The organism is Rhizobium sp. CB3171 (assembly GCF_029714265.1).
Lineage (GTDB): Bacteria > Pseudomonadota > Alphaproteobacteria > Rhizobiales > Rhizobiaceae > Rhizobium.
The window spans coordinates 2326437-2346309 of the sequence record NZ_CP121652.1 but is presented as its reverse complement, the minus strand read 5'-3'; the positions used below and the strand labels follow the sequence as shown (position 1 = coordinate 2346309).

The following is a 19873-nucleotide window of genomic DNA, read 5'->3' as shown; positions in this document are numbered from 1 at the left end:
TTCCGTTTCCCGACCTGCCGCTCTATTCGGCGGCGAACGGTGGCAGCTTCAGGATATTCGTCTTGGCGGACGCACCGCGCTGCGGGACGTCCTTGTTTTCCATGGCGTCGAAACGTTCTTCCAACGCTGTGAGCGACTTGCGGTTTTCGTCGACGGCGGCCGCCAGCTTTTCCTTGGTCAGAACCTCGTCATTCACATCCTTCTTGCCGACGAGACGGCCGAAGAGCCAGGCAAGCAGGCGCGACAGGTCGTCCATGATCAGGAAGAAGGACGGCACGACCACCAGGCTGAGGACGGTCGAGACGATGATGCCGCCGATCACCGCGATCGCCATCGGCGCGCGGAACGTGCCGCCTTCGCCGACGCCGAGCGCCGACGGCAACATGCCGGCGGACATGGCGATCGAGGTCATGATGATCGGCCGTGCGCGCTTGCGGCCGGCCTCGACCACGGCCTCCAGTCGCGGCATGCCATGGTGCATCATTTCGATGGCGAAATCGACGAGCAGAATGGCGTTCTTGGTGACGATGCCCATCAGCATCAGGATGCCGATCATGACGGGCATGGAGAGAGCATTGCCGGTCACGATCAGCGCCAGCGCCACACCACCGATCGCCAGAGGCAGCGACAGCAGGATGGTGAAAGGCTGGATCACGTCCTTGAACAGCAGCACCAGCACGGTCAGAACGAGCAGAAGTCCGAGCAGCATGGCGTTGCCGAAGCTTTGCTGCATTTCCTTCTGGACCTTGGTGTCACCGCTTTCGGCCAGATGGACGCTGGCCGGGATCTTGGCGCTGTTGACGGTGGCGAGGAAATGGCTTGAAGCCGTGTCCAGCGCCACGCCCTGCGGCAGGTCGGCACCGATCGCGACGACGCGATAGCGGTTGTTGCGCTTGATCGAAGAGAGGCCTTCCGAATAGTCGATATCGGCCACGCTCGACATCGGCACAGACGCGCCGGTGGCGGTCTTGATGCGCAATGCCCGGATCGCGGCAAGATCGCGGCGCATGCCGATCGCAGCCTGCACGCGGATGGGGATCTGGCGGTCATCGAGCGAAATCTTGGCAAGCGACGCGTCGATATCGCCGATGGTCGCAACGCGCACCGTGTCGGAAATCATCTGCGGCGTAATGCCAAGACGGGCAGCCTCGTCCTTGCGCGGATAGACTTGCAGCTCCGGCCGGGGCAGGGCGCCGTCGGCGCTGACATTGGCAAGCGCCGGATCGGTGCGCAACTTGGCTTCGAGGATGCCGACCGCTTCGTTCAGATCCTTCTCGTTGCGGGAGAGGAAGTTGTAGGTCAGGTCACGGTCGCCGCGGTCATTAAGCTTGGTGATGCGGACGTCGGGGATCGAGCGCAGCTTGGCGAAGACTTCCTTCTCGACCTCCCACTGCGGCTTCACGCGCCCATGGACGGCAACCTTCGGCAGGTAGGGGCCGATCACGGGCAGCGAACCCGCCACATCGTTGACCAGCTTCTTGACGAGCGATTGGTCGAGCTTGCCGAGCGTCAGCGTTACCGTGGCGCGGCGCAGCTCCAGATCGCCCTTCGGCGAGGCGCCGCCAAGGACGAACACATTCTCGACGCCATCGATATCCTTGACGCGCCTGTAAATCTCGTTGGTTGCCTGCTCTGTGTCGTCGAGCCGGGCATTCGGCGGCAGTTCGGCCGACAGCACGATGCGGGAGGAATCATCCGGCGGGATGAAGCTGCCGGGCACGAACATGATCAGAGCGAAGACGGAGGCAACGGAGAATGCAAAGGCCGCAAGCAATGTCGGATAGCGCGTATACCATCTCTTGGTCGTTATCCGAACCAGCCAGCTATAGCCGCGCATGAACCGGCCGTCATTGTCGTGATGGTCCTCGACGGCATCTTCGGCGCGCATGAAATAGGCGGCCATCATCGGCGTGATGAGGCGCGCGACCAGCAGCGAGAAGAATACCGAGAAGGCGACCGTCAGGCCGAACTGGATGAAATATTGGCCGGGAATGCCCGGCATGAAGGAGACGGGCACGAAGACGGCGATGATGGTAAAGGTCGTCGCAATGACCGCGAGGCCGATTTCATCAGCGGCGTCGATCGCAGCGCGATAGGGCGTCTTGCCCATCTTGATATGGCGGGCAATGTTCTCGATCTCGACGATGGCGTCGTCGACGAGAATACCGGTCGCCAGCGTCAGCGCCAGGAAGCTGACCAGGTTCAGCGAGAAGCCGATCTGGTTCATGACCCAGAAGGTGGGGATCGCCGAAAGCGGCAGGGCAACGGCCGAAATCAACGTCGCTCGCCAATTCTTGAGGAACAGGAAGACAACGATGACCGCCAGCAACGCGCCTTCCAGCAGCGTGTGCATCGCCGCTTCGTAGTTGCCGTAGGTGTAATAGACGGCGTCGTCGATCATCTCGATCGAGACATTCGGATTTTCGGCCCGCACCTTGGTCAGGGTGTCGTCCACGGTCTTGGCGACGGATACTTCGCTGGCACCCTTGGCGCGGAACACGCCGAAGGTCACGACGGGCGCGCTGTTGAAGCGCGAGAAGGACTTCGGTTCCTGATAGGTATCCTTGATGACGCCGAGAGCGGAGAGCTTGACGAAACGGCCGTTGGTCAAGGCTATGGTGGTGTCGGCGAGCTGGGCGACATCGCGGGCATCGCCAAGGACGCGGATTGCCTGCTCGCTGCCGGCCACCTGGCCGCGACCGGAGCCGAGATCGATGTTGGTGCCGCGCAACTGCTGGCTCACCGAAAGCGCGGTGATGCCATAGGCGTTCAGCTTGTTCGGATCGAGTTCGATGCGCACTTCGCGGTCGGCGCCGCCATAGCGGTCGACGCGGCCGATACCGGTCTGACCTTGCAGCGCGCGCTTGACTGTATCGTCAACAAACCAGGACAGTTCTTCGAGCGACATATTCGGCGAGGAAACGGCAAAGCTCTGGATCGCCTGGCCTTCGACATCCACCTTGGAGACAATCGGCTCGTCGATGGTCGACGGCAGATTACCGCGAATGCGGTCGATCGCGTCCTTGGTATCCTGAACGGCCTGCTGCGTCGGCACTTCCAGGCGGAAGATGACCACGGTCTGCGATTGGCCGTCGGTCACCGTCGATTGGATCTCGTCGATACCGTTAATGCTGGCGACGGCGTCTTCGACTTCCTTGGTCACCTGCATTTCGAGTTCGGCAGGCGAGGCACCGCTCTGCGTCACGGTCACGTTGACGACTGGCACGTCGATATTCGGAAAACGGGTGATCGGCAGATTGAAGAAGGCGTGCGCGCCCACCACCATCAGCAGGAAAAAGGCCAGAAGCGACGCGATCGGATTTCGGATGGACCAGGCGGAAAAGTTCATCTTGCCGTTCTCGTTCAGTTGGACGCTTGCGGAGCTTCTTTGACAGGCGTGATGTGATCACCGTCGCGGACATAGGCGCCGGCTTTGGCGACGACTTCGTCACCATCCTTCAAGCCCTTGACGATCTCGACGTAAGCGCCATCCTGAATGCCGGTCTGGACATTGACGAATTTGACGACGCCACTCTCTACCTTGCGGGCAGAAGAGCCGTTTTCGTCGCTGTTGACCGCCGTCAGCGGCAGGGAGACGCCCTGTGTCTCGCGGATGATGATCTCGGCGCTGCCATACATGCCCGCGCGCGCCTTTTCGTCGTCATCGATGGAGATGTGGACGGCGCCGAGGCGGGTAACGGCATCGACGATCGGCGCTACCAGGCGGACGGAGCCGGTGAGTTTTTCGCGGCTGCCGGAAAGCGAAATCAACGCCTTCTGGCCAAGGGTAATTTTGGTGATGTCGCTTTCCGAGACATCGACCACCAGCTCCAGATCGCTGTCGCGGATGATGGTAAACAGCGGGTCCCCACTGCCGTTGGCGATGGCTCCCATGCGAGCGTTACGCGAGGCGACCGTGCCGGCGACCGGGGTTTTGACGCCCGTGCGGGCGAGCTTCAGATCGGTATCGGCGATCTGGCTGTCGATGACCTTGAGATCGGCTTCGGCAACTGCGATCGCCTGTTCGGCGGAGGCCACGCGCGCCTTGTTGGCGGCGGCCGTCGCATTCGCCTGCTCGACCGAGGACGTCGAGACGGTGCCCTTGGCACCCATGGCGACCGCGCGGACGCGCTGCAATTCCGCCTCCTCGGCATTGGCATGGGCCTCGGTGAGCTGCGCGCGAAGTTGGGCGAGCGTTGCTTCGCCCTTGGCCTTCGTTGCTTCCATCTGGCTCTTCTGCAGGACCAGCGCATCGTCGTTCAGCGTGGCGAGCGTGCTGTTCGCCTCGACCTTGTCGCCGACATCGGCATTGAGCGAACGGATCGACAGGCCGTCCACCTGCGGCTGGATATAGACCTCGTCCACGGCTTTCACCGTGCCGGTTGCGACGACCTTGTCGGTCAATTTGCGCGTCACAGCCTGTGTAACGACGATTGCAGGCAGGTTCTGCTTCGGCGTGGTGACGGTGGGCTCTTCGGCAAAGGCCGCCGGCGCCGTCAGGAGAACAAGCAACATCGCAGTCGTGCTCAGAAATCTATGCGGCTTAAAGGCCATGCGTCCAATTCCAGTTCGGTACTTCGTGTAAAAGGGATCTCGCTGTTTTCCGTCGCGAGCACGGGGGATTAATGCGTGCGGGCCGGCTCTTTCCGGCGGATCAATATCCGTCTGTCATGCCTGCAAGTCCCTCATCCTCAATTTGCCCCATTAGGTGGGAACGATTTCCAAATCTTGCAAGATCACGAGAAAATGATTTCTGGCGCGCGCGTAATTCTAATGGGCGTTGCATCGCGAATCAATCACGCGCTCGTGATATTTGCATTCAGATGCTTGATCGACGCATGGCTTTTCAGGCAAATGCGGCGACAAAGCCAGCCTTTTATCATCCCTGTTACAAAATGAAAAAAACGCGCGTGGCATAGGCCCCGCGCGTTTCTCCCGTTTTTTGAAGCCAGCCCTATTTCAGCGCGGCGTCGGTGATCTCATGCGTATAAGCACCGGTCGGCTTCTTGCTGATGATCTTCTGGTCGAGAAGGGCGGCGACCGTGCGGTCGTAGAGTTTCTCGTCGAGCTTGCCGTTGCCGATCAGCTTGGCGACTTCGCCCATCATGCGCTTCTGATGGTTTTCGTCCTGACCGCCATTGTCCATGACGATTTCGGCGGCTTCATCCGGATGTTCGACGGCGTATTTCCAGCCCTTCATCGAAGCACGAACGAACTTGACCATGTTGGCCTTGAACTTAGCGTCCTTCAGCTTGGTCTCGTTGACATAGAGGCCGTCTTCCAGAAGGTCGTTGCCGAGCTTGCTATAGTTGAAGACGATCAGATCTTCCGGCTTGAAGCCGGCATCGACCGCCTGCCAGTATTCGTTATAGGTCATGACCGAGATGCAGTCGGCCTGCTTCTGGACGAGCGGCTGAACGTCGAAGCTCTGCTTCAGGACAGTGACGCCATCCTTGCCGCCGTCGGTTTTCAGGCCGATCTTGTGCATCCAGGCGAAGAAGGGATATTCGTTGCCGAAGAACCAGACGCCGAGCGTATGGCCCTTGAAATCGGCTTCGGTCTTCACCGGACCGTCCTTCGGGCAGATCAGCTCAAGGCCGGACTTGTCGTAGGGCTGGGCGATGTTGATCAGCGGCACGCCCTTTTCGCGGGCAACCAGAGCGCCGCCCATCCAGTCGACGATGACATCGGCGCCGCCGCCGGCGATCACCTGCTCCGGCGCGATATCCGGGCCGCCCGGCTTGATGTCAACGTCGAGGCCTTCCTCCTTGTAGAAGCCCTTGTCCTTGGCGACGAAGTAGCCGCCGAACTGACCCTGCGCCACCCATTTCAACTGGAGCGTCACCTTGTCGGCAGCCATCGCCGCCTGCGCTGCGGCCAACGCCATCGCGCTTGCCATCAATGCGACCATCAGTTTTTTCATATTTTTTGTCCTTTTCCCTCTGAAGTTATGCCCTGATCCCTTGGCAGGATCCTGAACTACGTCTTTCCACCACGGATAGACGGATGCCAGAACGTCGTCATCCGTTCGAGAACGGCGACGATACCGTAGAAGACGGAACCCGCAACCGCGGCAACCGCGATCTCGGCCCAGACCATGTCGAGGTTCAACCGACCGTTTTCGGTCGAGATGCGAAAGCCCATGCCCGACATGGGTGTACCAAAGAACTCTGCCACGATGGCACCGATAAGGGCCAACGTCGAGTTGATCTTTAGCGCATTGAAAATAAAGGGAGCCGCGGCGGGCAGGCGAAGCTTGAACAGCGTCTGCCAATAGTTCGATGCATAGGTGCGCATGAGATCGCGCTCCATATGACCGGCGGCGGCGAGGCCGGCAACCGTGTTCACCAGCATCGGGAAGAAGGTCATGATGACGACGACGGCCGCTTTCGACTGCCAATCGAAGCCGAACCACATGACCATGATCGGCGCGACGCCGATGATTGGCAGAGCGGAGACCAGATTGCCGATCGGCAGCAGGCCGCGACGCAGGAAGGCGAAGCGATCGGCAAGGATGGCGACGATAAAGCCGCTGGAGCAACCGATGATGTAGCCGATCAGAACCGATCGGAAGATCGTCTGTTGAACATCCGTCCAGAGGATCGACATGGAGCCGGCAATCCGCGCGCCGATGGCGCTTGGCGGCGGCAGGAGGATGAAAGGAATACCGGCCCCGCGTGTCACCGCTTCCCAGATGACGATGATCCACACGCCGAAGATCACGGGAATCAGCAACCGTAACGTATAGCCGTCGGCAGTCGAGGGAGACTGGATGATAGAAAGGATGGAAACGCAACGCCAGGCGAGCAGCCAGGCCGCGGCCAGCAGGAAGAAAAACGATGCAAGAGCGTTGCCTTCGTTGCCCGACATTCCAGCCAGCAACAGCCAGGCGGCTGCGTGCGCGGCAAAGAAGAGGATCGCCGCGCAGAGCGTTGCTGACAGGTTCATGAAGGAACTAATGGCCGCGGCACCAATGAGAATGAAAATGACAAAAGTGGTCCCGCTACTGAAGGGCGTGGCGGTATCGGTGGTAAGCAGCGGCAGAGCTGGGAGTGCCGCAAGGCAAAGAAGAAGGGAGAGCGTGCTTTGCCACGACAAATGAAGATTTTTCATGCCGCGCGACCTCCCATGGCGTGATCGACGATACGCGCTGCGATACTGACGACGGCAATCAACGCGGCCGCTAGTATCGAGCCGGCGACAAGCGTCGCCCATATATCGATCGTCAGGCTTTGGTAGGAGCCTGCGAGCAGCTTGGCACCGATGCCGGCGACGGCGCCCGTTGGCAGTTCACCAACGATGGTACCGGTGAGGCTCGCAGCGATTGCAACTTTCATCGAGGTGAAGAGGAAGGGGACCGAGGCGGGCACGCGCAGCTTCCAAAATGTCTGCGCGGCACTGGCATTGTAGGTGCGCATGAGATCGAGGTGCATGACCTCCGGCGACCGCAATCCCTTCACCATGCCGACGGCGACGGGGAAGAAGGAGAGGTAGGTCGACACCAGCGCCTTGGGAATAAGGCCGGTAATGCCGATCGAACCCAATACAACAACGACCATTGGCGCGATGGCGAGGATCGGCACGGTTTGCGAGGCGATGATCCAGGGCATCAGGCTGCGGTCGAGCGCGACGACATGCACGATACCGACGGCGATCAGAATACCGAGAAACGTACCGAAGGCGAAACCGACCGCAGTGGAGGACAATGTCACCCAGGCATTGTAGACGAGACTGCGGTTGCTTGTCGGCGCGCGAAGGAAGGTGTTTTCAAAGACATTTTGCGCCACCTGATGCGGCGCCGGCAGGATCGGCTTCGGTTGTGACAGCGTTTTGCCGATGAATTCCATCGTCGTCGGGGTGACGTTGGCGCGCCGGTCGAGATCGCGCTGGAAGGGCGTGTTGAGAATAACGGCAAAAGCGTACCACAACAGGATGATTGCCAGTATGATGGTCGTAACCGGCACGAATTTGTGCTTGAAGAATTGCTCCTTCTCCATGGTCACGCCCCTCTTTCCGTCGGAAACAGCATCAGCGCCATCGCGACGATGCCGAGCCCAACGCCGGCAAGCTGCGGCATGCTGAGCCGCTCGCCAAAGACGACGAAGGCAACGATATTGACGACCACGAGCTGGGCGATGGCGGAGGCGGAAATCGCCAGGCCCAGTCCGCCCTCGCGCATTAGCCGGACCATCATCAGATTGCCCACACAATAGAGAATGAGGGCCAGGATGAGGATCAATATGTTGTTGTTGGCGATATAAGCCCGCGAAGCGGTCGCGCCACCGATGAAAATCGCCATGGCGCCGGTGAGCCAGAGGAGGAATTGCGGGTTCATTGTGTGATCCTATTCCCCATAGCTGTGTCCTGCCCTCAGCCCTTCGCGGACACGATGGGCGATCTCCAGGAATTCAGGGGTTTCACGAATGTCCAGCGGGCGTTCGAGCGGAAGGGTGGAGTCGATGACATCGGTGACGCGGCCGGGACGGGGCGACATGACGACGATCTTCGTGGAGAGATAAACCGCCTCCGGGATCGAGTGCGTCACGAAACAGATGGTCTTGTTCGTTCGCTTCCAGAGCTTCAGCAGCTCCTCGTTGAGGTGGTCACGGACGATTTCGTCGAGGGCGCCGAAGGGCTCGTCCATCAGCAGCAGGTCGGCGTCGAAGGCGAGCGCACGGGCGATCGAGGCGCGCTGCTGCATGCCGCCGGAGAGCTGCCAGGGGTATTTGTGCGCGAAACCGGTGAGATTGACCAGATCCAGCGTCTGCGCGATGCGCTTGGCATGATCACTTCTGGGATAGCCCATAATTTCCAGCGGCAGAGCGATATTCTTTTCGATCGTGCGCCAGGGATAAAGGGCGGGCGCCTGAAAGACATACCCGTAGGCGCGGTTGGTGCGCGCCTCTTCCGGCGTCATGCCATTGACGGTGATGTCGCCGGAGGTCTTGCGCTCGAGATCCGCGATGACCCGCAGAAACGTGGTCTTGCCACAGCCGGACGGGCCGATGAAGGAGACGAAATCGCCCTTGCGCACGTCGAGATCGACATTGCTCAGCGCATGCACCGGCCCGTCATTTGTCTCGTAGGTGAGGCAGAGGTTCCGCGCGGAGACGACGGAGGGAGCGGATGACGTCATTAACACCTACCAGTCATGTTTTCGCCGCGCAGTCGGGGCGGATTGCGTGTTATTCTACGTGGCATCGCGGTGGTTTTAGAACCTAAGGACGCCGAAGATCTATCGAATTTTATGGAGGAATGGCATGAGCGTTTCATCGAAGCCCACCTGCCGCATCGTGCAGCCCGGCAGTACCTATGCCGGGAAACAGGGCTTCAACTACTTCGAAGGGATCGCCGCCGAGACAGTGGGCTCGACCGGCATCTGCATGCATCTCCTGACGATCCCGCCGGGCGGACGCGCCAAGGCGCATCTGCATGCTGCGCATGAGACAGCGATCTACGCGCTGTCCGGCGAGACGCATTGCTGGTTCGGCGATGAGCTTGAAGAGCATGTTGTCGTTCACGCCGGCGAGATGTTCTATATTCCGGCCGGTGTTCCGCATCTGCCCGCCAATCTCAGCGATCAGCCGGCGACAGCCATCATCGCCCGCACCGATCCGAACGAGCAGGAAAGTGTCGTCCTGCTGCCGGATCTGGAGCGGTATGTGCCGTTGTGAGCTGATGGAGCGGAACGCCGTCGCCAAGCGTCACACTCCGCTTGCCGGAATGCCGCTGCGCTGAACTTTGCGCGGCGCCGTGACGTCTTTCCAGGTCGAGAGTGCGCGGTTGACGGCGGTGAAAGGCTCGCGCTTGACGAACTCGCCATGGCCCTGCTGCGTTTTGACCGTGCTTTCCTCGATGGCAACCACGCCGCGGGTCAGCGTATAACGCGGCAGGCCCGTCACTTGCTTGCCTTCGAAGACATTGTAGTCGATCGCCGATTGCTGCGTCTTAGCGGTGATAGTCTTTGAACGCTTCGGGTCCCAGACGACGATGTCGGCATCGGCACCGACGAGGATAGCGCCCTTCTTCGGATAGATGTTGAGGATCTTGGCGATGTTGGTCGACGTCACCGCCACGAACTCGTTCATGGTCAGGCGGCCGGTGTTGACGCCATTGGTCCAGAGCATCGGCATGCGGTCTTCGAGGCCGCCGGTGCCGTTCGGGATCTTGGTGAAATCGCCGAGGCCGAAACGCTTCTGTTCCGTCGTGAAAGCGCAATGGTCGGTGGCGACCACCTGTAGCGAGCCGGAGGCGAGGCCGGCCCAGAGGCTGTCCTGATGCTGCTTGTTACGGAAGGGCGGCGACATGACGCGGCGGGCGGCATGGTCCCAATCGGCATTGGCATATTCGCTCTCATCAAGCGTCAAGTGCTGGATCAGCGGCTCGCCATAGACGCGCATTCCCTTCTGACGGGCGCGGCGGATGGCTTCGTGCGCCTGTTCGCAGGAGGTGTGAACGATATAGACCGGGCTGCCGGCCATGTCGGCGATCATGATGGCGCGATTCGTCGCTTCGCCTTCGACCTCTGCCGGACGGGAATAGGCATGCGCTTCCGGGCCGTTATTGCCCTCGGCGAGAAGTTTTGCCTGCATCTGCGCGACCACGTCGCCGTTCTCGGCGTGAACGAGCGGCAGGGCGCCAAGTTCGGCGCAGCGTTGGAAGGAGGAGAACATCTCGTCGTCATCCACCATCAGCGCGCCCTTATAGGCCATGAAGTGCTTGAACGTGTTGATGCCCTTCTCGCGGACGACGGCTTCCATCTCGTTGAAGACCTGCTCGCTCCACCAGGTAATCGCCATGTGGAAGGAGTAATCGCAGTTTGCCCGCGTCGACTTGTTGTCCCACATGGTCAGCGCTTCGAGCAGCGACTGGCCGGGCGAGGGCAGGGCGAAATCCACCACCATCGTCGTGCCGCCGGCAAGGGCAGCCCGCGTACCGCTCTCGAAATCGTCGGAGGAATAGGTGCCCATGAATGGCATTTCGAGATGCGTATGCGGATCGATGCCGCCCGGCATGACATAACAGCCCGAAGCATCGAGCACTTCATTGCCGGACAGGTTCTGCCCGATCTCGACAATCTTGCCGCCTTCGACCTTGACGTCGGCCTTATAGGTCAAATCGGCCGTGACGATGGTTCCACCCTTGATGACTGTGCTCATGGTGTCTGCTCCCGATATGTGAAATTCTGGTGCTGCGCGAGTAGGGCTGTCACGCCACAATCTCCGCAGTCTCCAAGACCGCGTGGAACAGCACATCCGCGCCCGCGGTCGCCCATTCCTTGGAAATCTCCTCGGCCTCGTTGTGCGACAGGCCGCCGACGCAGGGGCACATGACCATGGTGGCTGGCGCTACCTTGGCGGCCCAGCAGGCGTCGTGGCCGGCGCCGGAGATGAGGTTCATGTGGCTGTAGCCCAGCTTCTCCGCGGCATCGCGCACGGCGGTGACGAGCTTCGGATCGAAGGTCACGGGCTCGAAATGACCGATGGCTTCGACCGAGCAGCCGACGCCGAGGGCGTCGCAGATAACCGGCGCCTCAGCCTCGATCCTGGCGCGCATGCGGTCGAGCTTCGCCTTGTCGGGCGAGCGGATATCGACCGTGAAGACGACCTTGCCCGGCAGCACGTTGCGCGAATTCGGCGAGAAAAAGACCTGGCCGACACCACCGACGGCACCCGGCTGGCTGTCCATCGCGACGCCCTGCACCATTTCGATGATCCGCGACATGGCAAGCCCGGCATTGACGCGCATGTTCATCGGGGTCGAGCCGGTATGCGCTTCCTTGCCGGTGAGCGTGAATTCCAGCCACCACAGGCCCTGACAGTGCGTGACGACGCCGATGGTCTTGTCCTCGGCCTCAAGGATCGGTCCCTGCTCGATGTGGTATTCGAAATAGGCATGCATCTTGCGGCTTCCGACTTCTTCCTCGCCGAGCCAGCCGATGCGCTTCAACTCCTCGCCAAAGGTTTTGCCCTCCGGGTCCTTGCGGCCATAGGCGTAGTCCAGCGAATGCACTCCGGCGAAGACGCCGGAGGCGAGCATGGCGGGGGCGAAGCGCGCACCTTCTTCATTGGCCCAGTTGGTGACCACGATCGGATGCTTGGTCTTGATGCCGAGATCGTTCATCGTGCGAACAACTTCCAGCGCGCCGAGCACGCCGAGCACGCCGTCATATTTGCCGCCGGTCGGCTGGGTGTCGAGATGCGAACCGACATAGACCGGTAGCGCATCCGGATCCGTGCCGGGGCGGGTCGCGAACATCGTGCCCATCTTGTCGACGCCCACCGTCAAGCCGGCTTCGTCGCACCACGTCTTGAAAAGGCTGCGGCCTTCGGCGTCGGCGTCGGTCAGCGTCTGGCGATTGTTGCCGCCGGCGATGCCGGGGCCGATCTTCGCCATGTCCATCAGTGCGTCCCAAAGGCGGTCGCCATTGATACGCATGTTTTCCCCTGGCGCTGCCACCATGATGCAATCCTCACCTGTTTGTCCCGGGTCATGCAAGGCGCATGCCCAATTGTTCCCGATGGTCGCTTCCGGTGCGCTTGCTTGTTTTTGTCGCCCCGGAAAATCGCCGGTTGCCTTTAAAAGACATCTGGCAGATAATTTGACCGATTGGTAAACATTACAACTTCCGTGGCGGCGCTCAAGACGAAAAGCACGAAAATTCCCGACAAAATTAAAGGCAATTGCCCAAAATCGGAGCATGGGCAGGGGAATGAGGGCTTGGCCGAAGGGCTTGGATTTCAAGGAGAAACAAAGCAGACATGGCCATCCCCAGAGCCGCCAAGACGCAACGCCGCACTCGCATCCAGGAAGAAAAAGAGGAAGTGATACTCGAAGCCGCGCTGGACGTATTTTCAGTACACGGCTTTCGCGGCTCTACCATCGACCAAATCGCCGAAGTCGCCGGCATGTCGAAACCCAATCTGCTTTATTATTTCCGCACGAAGGAAGCCATGCATAGGGCGCTGATCGACCGCGTGCTGTTTACCTGGCTGGAGCCCCTGCGCGCCTTCAACGCCAATGGCAATCCCGAAAGCGAGATCCGCTCCTATATCCGCCGCAAATTGGAGATGGCCCGCGATTTTCCGCGGGAAAGCCGCCTGTTCGCGAACGAGATGCTGCAGGGAGCGCCGCATGTCGAGGACGAACTCCGAGGTCCGCTGAAGAGCCTTGTCGATGAAAAGGCCGAGGTCATCCGCGCCTGGGCGAAGGCCGGAAAGATCGCCAAATGCGATCCCTATCACCTGATCTTCTCCATCTGGTCCACGACGCAGCATTACGCGGATTTCGACGTGCAGGTGCGTGCAGTGCTTGGGCAGGAACATTCGGGCGAGGGGCGTTTCGAGGACGCGGCCCGCTATCTGGAGAAGCTCTTCGTCGATGGTCTCGGCATTCGGCGGTCGTAAGCGGCGGCGCAATCCCGCGAAAAGATTGCGCCGCACTTGGGGGCTGATGGAGCTCAGCTCCGCTCTCCAAAAATAGTAATCCCGTTCGATGCCGTCATAGCGGCCTGATTTCAGGCAGCAGCTCTTGAAACCTCCTCCGGGAACCGCAGGGGCAGGGATCGTTACGGCCGAGTTTTTCGATCAGCTCGACATCACCATGGATGAATTGCGAGCCGGTCTTTACCCGAGTTTCCGATGGGAATGACTTGCGTCGTTTGGACGTGGCCTCAAAAGCTCACGTCATGGAGGATTCTGGATTTGCGTGACATGGCCGCCTCCTCTGTGTTGCTGTTGCTGCGATTGTCTGCAGCGCGCGTCCTATAGCTCGATTTTCGTGCTTCCGCGAGCCGCAAGACACATTTTCTGAGCAAGGCTATTGCGACCATGAAAAAGACGGCCGCAGCAAGCTGCGACCGCCCCTTTTTTGTTCCCGCCGATATTTTGCGCTGTTACTCCGCCGCCTGCCGAGCCATCGGATTGTTCGGATGGGTCGTCCAGTTGGCGTAGTTCGGGTCGACGACCTTACCGGTGCGCTTGTCGAGCGCGCCTGCCGGCAAGGCTTCCATGGTGATGCAGTTTTCGACCGGACAGACGCTGACGCAGAGATTGCAGCCGACGCATTCCTCGTCCATCACCTCGAAGTGCCTGACGCCGTCGACCATGTTGGTGATCGCCTGGTGCGAAGTGTCTTCGCAGGCGATGTAGCAGCGGCCGCATTTGATGCAGGCGTCCTGGTCGATCTTTGCCTTGGCGATGTAGTTGAGGTTGAGATACTGCCAGTCGGAAACATTCGGCACGGCGCGGCCGATGATGTCGTCCAGATTGCGGTGACCCTTTTCGTCCATCCAGTCGGAGAGGCCCGATATCATTTCCTGGACGATCTTGAAGCCGTAGGTCATCGCGGCGGTGCAGACCTGCACGTTGCCGGCGCCGAGCGCCAGGAATTCGGCTGCGTCACGCCAGGTGGTGATGCCGCCGATGCCGGAGATCGGCAGGCCGTAGGTTTCGGGATCGCGGGCGATTTCGGCCACCATGTTGAGCGCGATCGGCTTGACTGCCGGGCCGCAATAGCCGCCGTGGCTGCCCTTGCCGCCGACCGTGGGGTTCGGCGCGAAATTGTCGAGATCGACGGAGACGATCGAGTTGATCGTATTGATCAGCGACACGGCGTCCGTACCGCCGGCCTTGGCGGCGCGGGCGGGCTTGCGGATGTCGGTGATATTCGGCGTCAGCTTGGTGATGACGGGCATGCGGGTATATTGCTTGCACCAGCGCACGACCATTTCGATATATTCCGGCACCTGTCCGACCGCGGAGCCCATGCCGCGCTCGGACATGCCGTGCGGACAGCCGAAATTGAGCTCGATGCCATCGGCACCGGTTTCTTCCACCAGTGGCAGGATGGCCTTCCAGGCCTGCTCCTCGCAGGGCACCATGATCGAGGCGATCAGGGCGCGGTCCGGCCAGTTCATCTTCACCTGCTTCATCTCGCGCAGGTTGGTATAGAGGTCGCGGTCGGTGATCAGCTCGATATTGTTGAGGCCGAGCAGGCGGCGATCGGCGCCCCAGATCGCACCATAGCGCGGGCCGTTGACGTTGACGACCGGCGGGCCTTCCTCGCCCAGCGTCTTCCAGACCACGCCGCCCCAGCCCGCCTTGAAGGCGCGTTCGACGTTGTAGGCCTTATCGGTCGGCGGCGCCGAGGCGAGCCAGAACGGGTTCGGGGATTTGATGCCGATGAAATTATTGCGGAGATCAGCCATTTTGGTTCTCCTTTCAGGCGACTGCAGCGGCCGGCTTGGCGGCAGCGAGCGCACGATTGATGGATTCGGCCGCGTCGCGACCCTGTGCAACGGCGGAGACCGTCAGGTCGTCGCCGCCGAGCACGCAGTCGCCGCCGGCCCAGACGCCGTCAAGCGAGGTCCGGCCTTCGCCGTCGATAGAAATGCGGCCGGATTCCATGCGCAATGCGCCGAGCCCGGAGGCCTCGAAGGTCTGGCCGATCGCCTTGAAGATCTGATCGGCGGCGATGACGCCAGTATCGCCGGTGCCGGTCAACTTGCCGTCGCGTAGTTCCGTATATTCGACTTCGATGCCGGCGACTTTGCCGTCCTTGTCGAGGATACGCTTCGGCGCCAGCCAGTGGCGAATGATGACACCCTTTGAAGCGGCAAGGTCCTGCTCGTATTCCGAGGCGTTCATATGCTCCTTGCCGCGGCGATAACAGATCGTCACCTCTTCGGCGCCGAGCAGCTTTGCCTGCACGGCAGCGTCGATCGCGGTCATGCCGCCGCCGAGGACGACGACACGGCGACCGATGGCGATATCGGCCTTGTCCTTGGCCTGGCGCAGATCGGCGATATAGGCGACGGCATCGGCGACGCCGTCGAGATCTTCGCCTTCGGCACGCAGCGCGTTGACGCCGGCGAGGCCGAGGCCGAGGAAGACGGCGTCATACTGCGACGAAAGATCGGCAAGGCTGAAATCCCGGCCGAGCGCTTGGCCGTGCTTTACTTCGATGCCGCCGATCGACAGAACATAGTCAACTTCCTTCTGGGCGAAATCGTCGACCGTCTTGTAGGTGGCGATGCCGTATTCGTTGAGGCCGCCGGCCTTTTCGCGGGCGTCGAAGATGGTGACGTCATGGCCATTCACCGCCAGGCGGTGGGCGCAGGCAAGGCCGGCCGGACCGGCGCCGACGACGGCGATCTTCTTGCCGGTCGAAGCGGCACGGGCATAGAACTGCTTGTTCTCGGCCGTTGCCGTGTCGGTAGCATAGCGCTGCAGGCGGCCGATTTCGACGGGGCGCTCTTCGGCAGTATTGCGCACGCAGGCCTGCTCGCAGAGCTGTTCGGTGGGACAGACTCGCGCGCACATACCGCCCAGAATGTTCTGGTCGAAGATAGTCTTGGCCGAGCCGATGGGGTTGCCGGTCGAGATCTGCCGGATGAACAGCGGAATGTCGATGGAGGTCGGACAGGCCGTCATGCACGGCGCGTCGTAGCAGAAATAACAGCGGTCGGCAGCGACCAATGCCTCGTGACGGTCAAGGCGCGGATGCAGATCGGAAAAGTTCTGATCATATTCGGCCGGCGTCAGCCTGCCTTTATGAATCCCAGTTTCCAGTCGTCCCATTGAAGTTCCCTCATTATAGTAAACGGCCAGTGGAATGAACGGTAACTCAGGTTAAAAAATTTATCAAACGGTAAAATTTTGGAGAGTTCCGGCATTGCAAGCATAGGGATAGCTGTCATGGCCGCCTAGCCTAGTTTCCGTCCACAAACGACAACTTATTGATATTATTACGTGAATCTGAATTTTGCGCGGGTAAGGCCCGGCGGTTTCAGGTATACTTTGGGCTCATGCCACTGATTCCGAAGCACAATCTGCAACCGCCGGAGCCGACAATGCGCCAAGAACGCACCGTCCAAGCCAGTATATTCGATGTTTTCGCTACGCACGAGATCGGCCACGAACTGAAGGCGATGTCGCAGTGGCTGGACGAGCATCACGATCTGTTTGGCTTGGTGGGTCGGGATCTGGGTCGGCACGGTGTCAAGCCCACCGGACGGCAAGGGCTGCCGGCCGAGGCAGTGCTGCGTTGCGCATTGCTCAAGCAATACCGGCAGCTGAGCTACCAGGAACTGGCGTTCCATCTCGAGGACTCCGCATCGTTTCGGGCCTTTGCGCGTCTGCCGTGGTCATGGAGCCCGCAAAAGTCAGTGCTGCAAAAGACGATCAGCGCGATCCGACCCGAGACCTGGGAAGCGATCAATCGGGCGCTGCTGTCGAGCGCTCGGCAGGCGAAGCTGGAGGACGGCACGGTCGTGCGGCTGGACAGTACAGTGACCTCAGCACTCATACACGAACCGAGCGACAGCAGCCTGCTGTGGGATGCCGTGCGGGTCATGGTGCGCCTGCTGAAGAAGGCAGATACCTTGGTCGGCGCCGGCCTGGCATGGCGCGATCATTGCCGCGCGGCCAAGAAGCGTGCCCGCAAAATCCAGTTCACACGCGGTCAGCCCAATCGGGCCCGGCTCTACCGTGAGCTGATCGCGATCGCCCGCGCGACCTTGGCATATCTGAAGCAGGCAACCGAGCGACTGGGCGTGGCGAGCAATCCGCTCGTCCAACTCTGGCAGGCCCAGGTTTGCCGCTATCGACCGCTGATCGAACGCATCATCAAACAGAGCGAGCGGCGAGTACTGGCGGGAGAGAAGCTGCCGGCGGGCGAGAAGCTGGTAAGCCTGTTCGAACCCCATGCCGATATCATCGTCAAAGGTAGCCGCGAGACCGAATACGGCCACAAGCTCAACCTGACCACCGGCAGAAGCGGCATGATCCTCGATCTCGTGATCGAGGCGGGTAATCCGCCCGACAGCGAGCGGCTGCTGCCAATGCTGGAGCGCCACATCGCCGTCTATGGACACGCGCCGCGGCAGGCGGCGGCCGACGGCGGCTTTGCCAGTCGCGGCAACCTGGCCACAGCCAAGACCTGGGGCGTTCGCGACATGGCATTCCACAAAAAAGCTGGCCTCAAGGTCGAGGACATGGTCAGAAGCAATTGGGTCTATCGCAAGCTGCGCAACTTCCGCGCCGGTATCGAAGCCGGAATATCATGCCTCAAGCGTGCCTACGGCTTGGCACGCTGCACCTGGCGGGGCCTTGACCACTTCAAGACCTACGTCTGGTCCTCCGTTGTGGCTTACAACCTCGTCCTCTTCACCCGCCTCAAACCGACCTGAACTCCGACTAGCTTTTGGAATTACGCCGTCGCTACCAATGCCGGCCTTCATGGCGTACGCCTCAGCGCCGCCAACTGTATACTGTCCAACAACAAGCGCCCATGATCCTGTCGGTCGCCCTAAACTACTCTCTCCTCCAAGCACAAGCCCTTGTAAACGCGCCGAAATACGTATGTTTGTGGACGGAAACTAGCCTAGCGGGCAGCGGAGGGGTCTCCGCTAAACATATGTTTTAGTTTATTTTCGAGGATCGATTGCTGGCTGATTGGAGGGCAAGCCGGACGCTTCCAAGTCCAGCGTGGCTATAAACATTCGTTGGCGCCCGTTTTTGAAGTTCGCGATGGACGCGCGAGAAAAAAATCAAAATTTTTTTTAGAAAGATGGAACCAAGGTTGGGCGCCGTCGTTAAGAAGGTGTCTTGGTGATGATCGCATCAACCGATGCACGCCCCCAAAACTCATCACCGGGCATCTACTCACGGTCCCCTCCCGATGAGTGAAAAGCAGCCAGTGCGCCGCCCTCGCGCTGGCTGTTTTCTTTTGCAGTCTTCGTTTCGGATTGTCAGCGGCGCTTCAGGATTTCGTATTCGGTTTCGGGTATCGTCAGGCGATAGCCGATGCTGTCATCGTCGATCGCGAACTGGGCGCGCCCGTTCATCGATGTGGGCACGACCCGCTCCAGCACGGTGCGGCTGAAGCTGTTGTCCTCGAACTCATGGTCGGCGGGGAAATAGAAGCGCTCCGACCAGGCTACTTCGATCGCCTTCTTGCCGTCGAGTTCGGACTCCTTGCAATTCAGCGTGATGCTGGTGGCGCCGGCGGAGATGGCGCCGTGGGAGGCGGAATTGACGATCAGCTCGTGCAGGGCAAGACCGAGATGGACGGCCGCATTCGGCGTGAGATGCGCGTTGATGCCGTAGATCGGCATCGGCACGCCGGCATCGGGCCAATAGGGGGCGAATTGCTTTTCGGCAAGTTCGAACAGATAGGCGCCGCGCCAGCTTGAATCGGTGATCAGGTCCTGCGAATTCGACAGGGATTGCAGGCGGCCGCGGAACTTGATCAGAAAATTGTCGAGCGACAGCGTATGACGCGCCGTCTGCGTCGCGATGCCCTGGATGATCGCCAGGAGGTTCTTGGAGCGATGCGACAGCTCGCGCAGCAGCGATTTCAGCACCTTTTCGCGGTGACGGGTCTCCGTGACCTCGGTGATGACGGAAAGCAGGCCCTGCGGCTTGCGGCCACCGATGCGCTCGATCTTCAGCTCGTAGATGCGCACGCCGTCGCTGGTCACGAACTCCACTTCCGCGCTGACGGGCTTGCCGCTTTCGAGCACTCCGCGTTTCAATTGAGTGAGGTGCTCACCATCCTTCTCGCCGAAAAGATGGCGGTCCGTGCCGCCGATGATGAGGGACGGTTTCAGGTGGTCGGGCAGGTTTTCAGCATAGCGGATCGCGAGGCTTGTATCCTGAAAGAGGATCGAGACGCCGGCGCTATTGAGCGCCCGCTCCATCATAGCGGCCTTGCCTTCAAAACTCAGAGGCATGCCGGATAATGGTTCAGTCGTATTCACCGGCTTGCCTTTCACTCCAATTTCGAGAACCCCGCCGACAGGGTATTCTCAGCCGGAAGAACTCAATCCGGTTTATACAATCACTCGCTATAACAGTCGGTAAAGCGTCCC

16 protein-coding genes are annotated in these 19873 nt (G+C 60.4%); 3 read left to right on the top strand and 13 right to left on the bottom strand.

Features of this window, described 5'->3' with window-relative positions; translation table 11 throughout:
- Positions 1–22 precede the first annotated feature (22 nt).
- From QA648_RS11500 to QA648_RS11470, 7 genes are all read right to left on the bottom strand, one after another.
- Positions 23–3349: an efflux RND transporter permease subunit gene (locus tag QA648_RS11500; protein ID WP_283046995.1), complete on the bottom strand. Its 3327-nt coding sequence runs from the start codon at positions 3347–3349 to the stop codon at positions 23–25.
- A 14-nt stretch (positions 3350–3363) separates the two neighbouring features.
- Positions 3364–4515 carry an efflux RND transporter periplasmic adaptor subunit gene (locus QA648_RS11495; protein WP_245463884.1) on the bottom strand — a complete coding sequence of 384 codons (1152 nt, stop codon included), beginning with the start codon at positions 4513–4515 and terminating at the stop codon, positions 3364–3366.
- Positions 4516–4954: 439 nt separating this feature from the next.
- Positions 4955–5923, bottom strand: coding sequence for an ABC transporter substrate-binding protein (locus QA648_RS11490; RefSeq protein ID WP_104823989.1), 969 nt, complete (start codon positions 5921–5923; stop codon positions 4955–4957).
- A 56-nt stretch (positions 5924–5979) separates the two neighbouring features.
- The gene (locus QA648_RS11485; RefSeq protein ID WP_283046994.1) at positions 5980–7113 is read right to left on the bottom strand and encodes an ABC transporter permease; all 1134 of its coding nucleotides are present in this window, start codon (positions 7111–7113) and stop codon (positions 5980–5982) included.
- The gene (locus tag QA648_RS11480) at positions 7110–7997 is read right to left on the bottom strand and encodes an ABC transporter permease (protein ID WP_104823987.1); all 888 of its coding nucleotides are present in this window, start codon (positions 7995–7997) and stop codon (positions 7110–7112) included. Before QA648_RS11480 ends, QA648_RS11485 begins: the two co-directional genes overlap by 4 nt.
- Before the next feature lie 2 nt (positions 7998–7999).
- A complete protein-coding gene (locus QA648_RS11475) occupies positions 8000–8335 on the bottom strand; it encodes a hypothetical protein (RefSeq protein WP_104823986.1) in 336 nt (111 codons plus the stop codon).
- Positions 8336–8344: 9 nt separating this feature from the next.
- Positions 8345–9136 (bottom strand): ABC transporter ATP-binding protein, encoded by a 792-nt coding sequence (locus QA648_RS11470; protein ID WP_104823985.1) that lies wholly within the window; start codon positions 9134–9136, stop codon positions 8345–8347.
- 124 nt (positions 9137–9260) lie between these two features.
- Here QA648_RS11470 and QA648_RS11465 point away from each other — a divergent pair, with 124 nt between their 5' ends.
- Positions 9261–9674 (top strand): cupin domain-containing protein, encoded by a 414-nt coding sequence (locus QA648_RS11465; RefSeq protein WP_283046992.1) that lies wholly within the window; start codon positions 9261–9263, stop codon positions 9672–9674.
- Between the two features lie 30 nt (positions 9675–9704).
- On the opposite strand, the gene hydA is transcribed toward QA648_RS11465, so the two are convergent.
- The gene (hydA, locus tag QA648_RS11460) at positions 9705–11159 is read right to left on the bottom strand and encodes a dihydropyrimidinase (protein ID WP_283046990.1); all 1455 of its coding nucleotides are present in this window, start codon (positions 11157–11159) and stop codon (positions 9705–9707) included.
- Positions 11160–11208: 49 nt separating this feature from the next.
- A complete protein-coding gene (locus QA648_RS11455) occupies positions 11209–12462 on the bottom strand; it encodes a Zn-dependent hydrolase (RefSeq protein ID WP_283046989.1) in 1254 nt (417 codons plus the stop codon).
- 299 nt (positions 12463–12761) lie between these two features.
- On the opposite strand from QA648_RS11455, the gene QA648_RS11450 reads away from it, so the two are divergent.
- Entirely contained in the window at positions 12762–13406 is a 645-nt protein-coding gene (locus QA648_RS11450; protein WP_104823981.1) for a TetR family transcriptional regulator C-terminal domain-containing protein, read from the top strand.
- A 94-nt stretch (positions 13407–13500) separates the two neighbouring features.
- Here QA648_RS11450 and QA648_RS11445 read toward each other — a convergent pair whose 3' ends face one another.
- The 3 genes from QA648_RS11445 to QA648_RS11435 all read right to left on the bottom strand — a co-directional run bounded on the left by QA648_RS11445 (position 13501) and on the right by QA648_RS11435 (position 16580).
- The gene (locus QA648_RS11445) at positions 13501–13587 is read right to left on the bottom strand and encodes an SEC-C metal-binding domain-containing protein (protein ID WP_245276515.1); all 87 of its coding nucleotides are present in this window, start codon (positions 13585–13587) and stop codon (positions 13501–13503) included.
- A 307-nt stretch (positions 13588–13894) separates the two neighbouring features.
- Positions 13895–15208: an NAD-dependent dihydropyrimidine dehydrogenase subunit PreA gene (gene preA, locus QA648_RS11440; RefSeq protein ID WP_283046988.1), complete on the bottom strand. Its 1314-nt coding sequence runs from the start codon at positions 15206–15208 to the stop codon at positions 13895–13897.
- Positions 15209–15221: 13 nt separating this feature from the next.
- On the bottom strand, positions 15222–16580 hold the full coding sequence (locus tag QA648_RS11435) for an NAD(P)-dependent oxidoreductase (protein ID WP_283046986.1): 1359 nt from the start codon (positions 16578–16580) through the stop codon (positions 15222–15224).
- A gap of 272 nt (positions 16581–16852) precedes the next feature.
- Here QA648_RS11435 and QA648_RS11430 point away from each other — a divergent pair, with 272 nt between their 5' ends.
- Entirely contained in the window at positions 16853–18190 is a 1338-nt protein-coding gene (locus QA648_RS11430) for an ISNCY family transposase (protein WP_283046984.1), read from the top strand.
- A gap of 561 nt (positions 18191–18751) precedes the next feature.
- Here QA648_RS11430 and QA648_RS11425 read toward each other — a convergent pair.
- The gene (locus QA648_RS11425; protein ID WP_283051306.1) at positions 18752–19735 is read right to left on the bottom strand and encodes a PAS domain-containing sensor histidine kinase; all 984 of its coding nucleotides are present in this window, start codon (positions 19733–19735) and stop codon (positions 18752–18754) included.
- Positions 19736–19873 lie beyond the last annotated feature (138 nt).

Bases quoted from the DNA above. Each gene is read 5' to 3' on its own strand.
- QA648_RS11455 (WP_283046989.1), bottom strand. From the start codon at position 12,462: ATGGTGGCAGCGCCAGGGGAAAACATGCGTATCAATGGCGACCGCCTT.
- hydA (WP_283046990.1), bottom strand. From the start codon at position 11,159: ATGAGCACAGTCATCAAGGGTGGAACCATCGTCACGGCCGATTTGACC.
- QA648_RS11435 (WP_283046986.1), bottom strand. From the start codon at position 16,580: ATGGGACGACTGGAAACTGGGATTCATAAAGGCAGGCTGACGCCGGCC.
- QA648_RS11425 (WP_283051306.1), bottom strand. From the start codon at position 19,735: ATGCCTCTGAGTTTTGAAGGCAAGGCCGCTATGATGGAGCGGGCGCTC.
- QA648_RS11485 (WP_283046994.1), bottom strand. From the start codon at position 7,113: ATGAAAAATCTTCATTTGTCGTGGCAAAGCACGCTCTCCCTTCTTCTT.
- QA648_RS11480 (WP_104823987.1), bottom strand. From the start codon at position 7,997: ATGGAGAAGGAGCAATTCTTCAAGCACAAATTCGTGCCGGTTACGACC.
- QA648_RS11430 (WP_283046984.1), top strand. From the start codon at position 16,853: ATGCGCCAAGAACGCACCGTCCAAGCCAGTATATTCGATGTTTTCGCT.
- QA648_RS11490 (WP_104823989.1), bottom strand. From the start codon at position 5,923: ATGAAAAAACTGATGGTCGCATTGATGGCAAGCGCGATGGCGTTGGCC.
- QA648_RS11470 (WP_104823985.1), bottom strand. From the start codon at position 9,136: ATGACGTCATCCGCTCCCTCCGTCGTCTCCGCGCGGAACCTCTGCCTC.
- QA648_RS11465 (WP_283046992.1), top strand. From the start codon at position 9,261: ATGAGCGTTTCATCGAAGCCCACCTGCCGCATCGTGCAGCCCGGCAGT.
- QA648_RS11450 (WP_104823981.1), top strand. From the start codon at position 12,762: ATGGCCATCCCCAGAGCCGCCAAGACGCAACGCCGCACTCGCATCCAG.
- QA648_RS11495 (WP_245463884.1), bottom strand. From the start codon at position 4,515: ATGTTGCTTGTTCTCCTGACGGCGCCGGCGGCCTTTGCCGAAGAGCCC.
- QA648_RS11475 (WP_104823986.1), bottom strand. From the start codon at position 8,335: ATGAACCCGCAATTCCTCCTCTGGCTCACCGGCGCCATGGCGATTTTC.
- QA648_RS11500 (WP_283046995.1), bottom strand. From the start codon at position 3,349: ATGAACTTTTCCGCCTGGTCCATCCGAAATCCGATCGCGTCGCTTCTG.
- preA (WP_283046988.1), bottom strand. From the start codon at position 15,208: ATGGCTGATCTCCGCAATAATTTCATCGGCATCAAATCCCCGAACCCG.